Origin of the sequence: Methylobacterium sp. CCH5-D2, assembly GCF_001556475.1 — a bacterium.
Lineage (GTDB): Bacteria > Pseudomonadota > Alphaproteobacteria > Rhizobiales > Beijerinckiaceae > Methylobacterium > Methylobacterium hispanicum.
In genome coordinates, this window is the sequence record NZ_LSIX01000683.1 from 1 (window position 1) to 5,865 (window position 5,865).

Consider the following 5,865-nt stretch of genomic DNA (forward strand, 5'->3'; position numbering starts at 1 on the left):
GTCGCGTCGGGCGAGGCCGACCTCTACGTGCGCTGCGGTCCGACCATGGAGTGGGACACGGCCGCGGGCGACCACATCGTGACGGCGGCGGGCGGGTGCGTGGTGACGCCCGGGGGCGGCCCGCTTGCCTACGGGCGCCACGCGGCGGGCTACCGCAACGGCGCCTTCGCGGCGCTCGGCGACCCGCGCCTCGCCGGGCGCCTCGCCCTGCCCGTCAGTTCGGGGAGCGCGGCAGCGGCTCGATGAGCCGCGCGAGCGCGGGCCAGCGCGCCTCGGCCCGGTCGGCGAGGCCCGGATCGGCCACGAGCCGCGCCCGGCGCTCCGCGTCGCGGAACAGGTAGAGCCGGCCCCCGAGCACCGCGAAGACCAGCGGGTCCGCATCGACGATCCGCCCGTCGAGCACGCCGACCGGGTCGTTGCCGTCCAGGCGCGGCGCGTAGAATCCGGGCCCGGCCGCGAAGGCGGCGCGGTTGCCCGCGCTCGCGAAGCGCCACGCGCGCCCGCCCCAGGCCAGCTCGAACCGCTCGGCGCCGGGACGCGGGCCGCCGGGCAGGAAGTAGCTCACCGCGTCGAAACCGCGCAGCGCCAGGGTCGCGGGGAGCTCCGCGGGGAGCTGCGCGGGGGGCGTCGGGGCCTGCGCCCCGGCCGGCACCGGCCCGCAGGTGAGGAGGGCGAGGAGCCCGAGCTTACGGCGCGTTAACCACATCCTCGCTCTTATGCCGCACGGTGCCGCGCGGCGACAGGCGCCCGCGCACCCCCGGTTTGCCGCATTCGCGGCGCCGAATCGCGCCACGCGGAGCCGCAACGATCGGCGGAGGAGGAAGCATGACGGGCCCCAAACTCCACAGCCCCGCCCGGCGCCGGGCACTGTCCGGCGTCGCGGGCCTCGCCGCCGGCCTCCTGCTCGCGGGCGCCGGCGCGGCCAACGCGCAAGGGCGCGGCGAGGACGGCATGCCCGAATCCTTCCGCCCCGGCGAGATCATCGACAACGGCCACCGCTTCTTCGGCTCGGTCTCGCGCGGGCTCGCGCTGACCGTCGAGGAGGCGACCCGGCGCTGGGGCCAGCCGAACGGCTACATCCTGGGCCAGGAGGCCTCCGGCGCGATCGTCGGCGGCGTGCGCTACGGCGAGGGCACCCTCTACACCCGCAACGCCGGCCAGCGGCGCGTCTACTGGCAGGGTCCCTCCCTCGGCTTCGACGTCGGCGGCGACGGGGCGCGCACCATGATGCTCGTCTACAACCTGCCCTCCGTGCGCAGCCTCTACCGGCGCTACGGGGGCGTGAACGGCTCGGCCTACTTCATCGGCGGCTTCGGCATGACGGCGGTCGTCAACGACAACACCGTGGTGGTGCCGATCCGCAGCGGCGTCGGCGCGCGGCTCGGCATCAACGTCGGCTATCTCAAGTTCACCGACCAGCCGACCTGGAACCCGTTCTGAGCCCGGGCCGGGCCGCGACGGCCAGGGGAAGGGCCACGGCAAGGGCCACGGCAAGGGCCACGGGAGGGCCGCGTCCGGCGGGCTGGCCCGGGGCCGCGCCCTTCACTAGTATGAGGGCACGTATGTGGCGGGTCCGGCGGGACCCGGTCGGCGAGCGGTTCCGCGCGTGATCGAAACCCTGATGATCTTCGCTCTCGGCTTCCTGGCCGCGAGCCTCGGCGGCCTCCTGCTCCTGCCGGTGCTGAACGCCCGCGCGGCACGCCTCGCCCGGCGCCGGGCCGAGGCCCTGGTGCCGCTCGCCCCCGCCGAGATCGCGGCCGAGCGCGACTTCCTGCGCGCCCGCTTCGCGGTCCAGCAGCGGCGGCTGGAGCGCACGGTCGAGGCGGTGCGGGCCCGGCGCCAGGCCGACATGGCGGCCATCGGCGCGCGCACCATGGAGGCCGCGCGGCTCGCCCGCGACCTCACCCGGCGCGAGGGCGAGGTCGCCGACGGGCTGGCGCACAAGGCCCGGCTGGAGGGCGAGCTGGAGAGCGCCCTCGGCGAGGGCGCGGCGAGCCTCGCCACCCTGCGGGCCCTGGAGGAGGCGCATGCCGACCTCCTCGACAGCCTGCTCGCCGCCCGGCGCGCCGGCCCCGCCGGGGACGGGCGCGCCGCGGGGATGCCCGAGACCCGGGAGGACCTGGAGGAGCGGGAGGTCCTGCTCGCCCGCCTCTCCGCCGCGGAGGACGCCCTGGCGCAGGCGCTGTCGGCGCGCGAGAGCGCGGTCGAGCGCGAGAACGCCGAGCTGCGCACCCGCATCGCGGAGCTCGCCGACAGCCTCGCGCCGCCGCGCGAGCGCCTGCCCGTGGCCGGCGCCTTCTCGACGGCGCGCGGCTGAGACGGCGCCGGACGCCGATAGAGGCCGGAACGCGGCGCCCCCACGCGGGCCTTCCGCGTGCGAAATCGTGCACGAGACGCCTTGTTTCGACCACGCAAAAGCATCATCGGAGCGTCATCCTCCGGCAATCGAGATGGAACGAGCCACCATGGCCCTGAAGCTGACGACCCTCGCCCTCGCGCTCGGCGTCACCGCCGTCAGCCTGCCCGCCGCGGCGGAGCAGGCGCAGCAGACGCGGCGCGGCAACGAGACGCTGAAGAAGTACTGCACCGGGGACTACCTGAACTATTGCGGCAACCTCGCCCCCGAGGATCCGGCGCTCGACGTCTGCTTCGAGAAGAACTGGAAGTCGCTGTCGGAGAACTGCCGCCGGGCGATCGACGCCTACCAGGCGACCCAGAACCCGAAGGGCGGCAAGCGCGGCTGAGGCCGCCGCCGCCCGATCCGGGCCTCAATCCTTCACGACGAGGGCCGGGGCGGCGGCGACCGCCTCGCCCGGCACGAGCCCGCAGCGCAGCGCCGCGTCCGGCGGCAGCAGCGGCTCGAGGAGCGCGCGCCGCTCCGCCAGCGACGCGATGGCGCGCTCCGCCCCGACCCCGTCGGGGCTCGGCAGGGCCGCGAAGAGATGCTCCAGGGCGTAGCGGTAGCGCCCGACGCGCGCGCCCGCCTCCAGGCGCACCCAGGCGATCAGGCAGCGGTTCTCGGCGACCCGCATGGCGGCCTGCCGCACGTCCCAGTCGTCGAGGGTGCGGGCGAAGGGCAGGCCGGCCAGCCGACGCCCGTCCGCCGCGACCACGACGGCGGCGGTCGCCGCAAAGGCCGGGATCAGCCGCGCGTCGGCGCCCGCATCCTCGGCGAGCCGCCGGTAGAGCGACACCTGCGAGCGCGCCGGCACGGCCGCCAGCCCGTCGAAATAGGCGGCCACGTCCCGCACCAGGAGCCCGGGCGGCAGCACCCGCGTCCGGCTCAGGTTGCCCAGCACGTCGTGGAAGGCCTGCCCGGGCGCCGCCGGCATCAGGAAGCGCCAGGCGCGGTCGCGCAGCAGGCGCTCGTCGTCGGTCAGCGGCAGCAGCGCGGCGCTCTCGCCGCGCTCGCGGGCGGAGAGCGTTCCGGTCGTCTCCACGAGGCTGTTCCAGGCGCCGGCCCTGGGGCGACCGAAATCGCCCTCCTGCGCGCAGGCCGCCAGCAGCGGCAGCCAGGCGGCGAGAAGCGGCAGCACGGAGACGCCTGCGACGCTGCGGCGCAGGCGGCCCGGGATCGGGTGCGCCCTGTCCATGGAAGCGGTTCCGTTCGCCGGCGTTCAGGAGGCGCGGCTGTAGCGCACGCCGAGGAAGAGCAGGATCTGGCCGCGGCGCTCGTGCGTCTCGGCCGGGCGGCGGCGGCGCGCGAGCGGCCGGAACGGCAGCACCGCGGCCGCCGTCCGGGGACGGCGCGCGAGCTCGGGCGCGGCCTCGTTGGCGGCGCGCAGGGGGGTCGGCGGTGGGGCGAGATAGGTCGAGAGCTGCATCGGGGCACCTGTCGGCTGCGAAGGCTGTCCGCCCGGGTCCTCCGGAAAGGGCGTCGGCAAGGGGTCAGGCCTGAACGGTCGTCGGAGGCCAGATCAGCACGCGATGGTTAACGGAGCCTTGACGCGGCCGCCCCGGACTTGGCGCGGGTCTTGCTTGTGGCTGCTGGCCCATGGCGGGCGTTTCCTCCCTTGACTTGGCCCTGCCCCGACCGGCAGGGCCATTTTCTTGTCCGCCCCCGGCTCCGCGCCGCGGCCTTCTTCTCGCCGGAATTCTTGACGGAAGTCGGGACGCGCCGTGCGGACGGGTCGGCGGCGGCGGGACGGAACCGTCGCGGGTTCCGGCGCTTGCATAGCGGCGGCGCGGCCCGATATGCCGGGCGACGCGCGAACGACGTTCGGGATCGACAGACAAGGACACGGCTGGATGCGACTGGACACGGCACCCCTCATGCGCGCGGCACGGCGCCGGCCCCCTTCGCTCGCGATCCTGTCCCTCGGTCTCGCCCTCGCCGCCGTGACGGCGGGTCCGGCCGCGGCCCAGCGCGAGGACCAGGGCCTGCAGCTCGGCTGCGCCAACGACTATTTCCGCCTCTGCGTCGGCGTCGATCCGAACAGCCCGGACGCCGAGCGCTGCATGACGCGCAACCGCAAGCGCCTCTCGCCGGAATGCCGCGCCGCGATCGGCGACTACGACCGGCGCACCGGCGGCAAGTCGATGCCCGAGGATTAGGGCCGGGCGTCTCCCAAGGCCCTTCCTCTCGCCCAAGGCCCCTCCCCTCGCCACGGGGGAGGGCTTATGCAGGCGGCCTGCGAGCCCCCGCCACCTCCGGCGGACGAACCGACGAGGCCCCGACATGGCGCTCACCGTGGCGGTCCAGATGGACCCGATCCAGGCGATCCGGATCGCCGGGGACACCACCTTCGCCCTGCTGCTCGAAGCGCAGGCGCGGGGCCACCGGCTCCTCTACTACACCCCCGACCGGCTCTCCCTGCAGGGCCGGCGCGTCACCGCCCGGGTCGAGCCGCTCACCGTGCGGGACGTCGAGGGCGCGCACGCGACGCTGGGCGAGATCCAGCGCATCGACCTCGCGGAGGCCGACGTGGTGCTGATGCGCCAGGACCCGCCCTTCGACATGGCCTACGTCACGGCCACCCACATGCTGGAGCGGATCCACCCGCGGACGCTGGTGGTGAACAACCCCGCCGAGGTGCGCAACGCCCCGGAGAAGCTCTTCGTCCTCGATTTTCCCGAGCTGATGCCGCCGACGCTCATCACCCGCGACAGGGCGGAGATCGAGGCCTTCCGGCGCGAGCACGGCACGATCGCCATGAAGCCGCTGCACGGGCACGGGGGCGCTGCGGTGTTCCGCGTCTCGGAGACCGACCCGAATTTCGGCTCGATGTACGACCTGTTCGCCACGACGTTCCGGGAGGCCTGGGTGGTGCAGCGCTTCCTGGAGAAGATCACCGAGGGCGACAAGCGCATCATCCTGGTCGATGGCGAGCCGATGGGCGCGATCAACCGGGTGCCGGCGGCGAACGACATCCGCTCCAACATGGTGCGGGGCGGCGCGGCGGCGGCCTCCGACCTGAGCGCGCGCGAGCGCGAGATCTGCGCGACGATCGGGCCGGAGCTGAGGCGGCGCGGCCTGATCCTCGTCGGCATCGACGTGATCGACGGGCACCTCACCGAGATCAACGTGACCTCGCCGACCGGCATCCGGGCGATCCGGCGGCTCGGCGGGCCGGATCTCGCGGTCGCGGTCTGGGACGCGATCGAGGCGCGGCTCGCGGCCCGGACCTGAGCCCGAGCCGGCGCGTCCTACGGCCTCCGATCGAGTGGTTCACCTCCTACGGGATCCGGTTGAAGCGTTCGGTCTTGCGGATCCTCTCAGGGTGAAGCGCGGGTCCTCTCTCCTGTAGGGAGAGGTCTGCTTTCGCAGAAAGCCGGGTGAGGGGTATGGGGCTTCCCAGAAAGGCGCTGAGCTGAACGCGCGTCGATGGCGTGCTCAGTCCTGTCAGGTCATACCCCTCACCCCAA

9 protein-coding genes are annotated in these 5,865 nt (G+C 74.5%); 6 read left to right on the forward strand and 3 right to left on the reverse strand.

The features are described 5' to 3' along the window. A partial coding sequence (locus tag AX737_RS18050; RefSeq protein ID WP_280949088.1) for an inositol monophosphatase family protein occupies positions 1-246 on the forward strand: 246 nt, incomplete at its 5' end. On the opposite strand, the gene AX737_RS18055 is transcribed toward AX737_RS18050, so the two are convergent. Then, positions 215-706, reverse strand: a complete 492-nt coding sequence (locus AX737_RS18055; protein WP_066923850.1) for a YHS domain-containing (seleno)protein — start codon at positions 704-706, stop codon at positions 215-217. The two genes, AX737_RS18050 and AX737_RS18055, sit on opposite strands and share 32 nt — an antisense overlap. Positions 707-825: 119 nt before the next feature. Between AX737_RS18055 and AX737_RS18060 the strand changes: the two genes are divergently transcribed. The 3 genes from AX737_RS18060 (at position 826) to AX737_RS18070 (ending at position 2,744) form a co-directional block, all read left to right on the forward strand. After that, positions 826-1,440, forward strand: a complete 615-nt coding sequence (locus tag AX737_RS18060) for a DUF1134 domain-containing protein (RefSeq protein ID WP_066923852.1) — start codon at positions 826-828, stop codon at positions 1,438-1,440. A gap of 181 nt (positions 1,441-1,621) precedes the next feature. Further along, complete coding sequence (locus AX737_RS18065) at positions 1,622-2,317, forward strand: hypothetical protein (RefSeq protein WP_197430623.1); 696 nt, start codon at positions 1,622-1,624, stop codon at positions 2,315-2,317. Between the two features lie 148 nt (positions 2,318-2,465). After that, positions 2,466-2,744 (forward strand): 3',5'-cyclic-nucleotide phosphodiesterase, encoded by a 279-nt coding sequence (locus tag AX737_RS18070; RefSeq protein WP_066923856.1) that lies wholly within the window; start codon positions 2,466-2,468, stop codon positions 2,742-2,744. A gap of 24 nt (positions 2,745-2,768) precedes the next feature. On the opposite strand, the gene AX737_RS18075 is transcribed toward AX737_RS18070, so the two are convergent. Further along, the gene (locus tag AX737_RS18075; RefSeq protein ID WP_238229300.1) at positions 2,769-3,593 is read right to left on the reverse strand and encodes a hypothetical protein; all 825 of its coding nucleotides are present in this window, start codon (positions 3,591-3,593) and stop codon (positions 2,769-2,771) included. A gap of 24 nt (positions 3,594-3,617) precedes the next feature. After that, entirely contained in the window at positions 3,618-3,824 is a 207-nt protein-coding gene (locus AX737_RS18080; RefSeq protein WP_066923858.1) for a hypothetical protein, read from the reverse strand. A 424-nt stretch (positions 3,825-4,248) separates the two neighbouring features. Here AX737_RS18080 and AX737_RS18085 point away from each other — a divergent pair, with 424 nt between their 5' ends. Together AX737_RS18085 and gshB are read left to right on the forward strand one after the other, a co-directional pair. Next, a complete protein-coding gene (locus AX737_RS18085) occupies positions 4,249-4,554 on the forward strand; it encodes a hypothetical protein (RefSeq protein WP_066923860.1) in 306 nt (101 codons plus the stop codon). Between the two features lie 124 nt (positions 4,555-4,678). Further along, positions 4,679-5,629 carry a glutathione synthase gene (gene gshB / locus AX737_RS18090; protein ID WP_066923862.1) on the forward strand — a complete coding sequence of 317 codons (951 nt, stop codon included), beginning with the start codon at positions 4,679-4,681 and terminating at the stop codon, positions 5,627-5,629. Positions 5,630-5,865: the final 236 nt, after the last annotated feature.

Bases quoted from the DNA above. Each gene is read 5' to 3' on its own strand.
- AX737_RS18055 (WP_066923850.1), bottom strand. From the start codon at position 706: ATGTGGTTAACGCGCCGTAAGCTCGGGCTCCTCGCCCTCCTCACCTGC.
- AX737_RS18060 (WP_066923852.1), top strand. From the start codon at position 826: ATGACGGGCCCCAAACTCCACAGCCCCGCCCGGCGCCGGGCACTGTCC.
- AX737_RS18065 (WP_197430623.1), top strand. From the start codon at position 1,622: ATGATCTTCGCTCTCGGCTTCCTGGCCGCGAGCCTCGGCGGCCTCCTG.
- AX737_RS18070 (WP_066923856.1), top strand. From the start codon at position 2,466: ATGGCCCTGAAGCTGACGACCCTCGCCCTCGCGCTCGGCGTCACCGCC.
- AX737_RS18075 (WP_238229300.1), bottom strand. From the start codon at position 3,593: ATGGACAGGGCGCACCCGATCCCGGGCCGCCTGCGCCGCAGCGTCGCA.
- AX737_RS18080 (WP_066923858.1), bottom strand. From the start codon at position 3,824: ATGCAGCTCTCGACCTATCTCGCCCCACCGCCGACCCCCCTGCGCGCC.
- AX737_RS18085 (WP_066923860.1), top strand. From the start codon at position 4,249: ATGCGACTGGACACGGCACCCCTCATGCGCGCGGCACGGCGCCGGCCC.
- gshB (WP_066923862.1), top strand. From the start codon at position 4,679: ATGGCGCTCACCGTGGCGGTCCAGATGGACCCGATCCAGGCGATCCGG.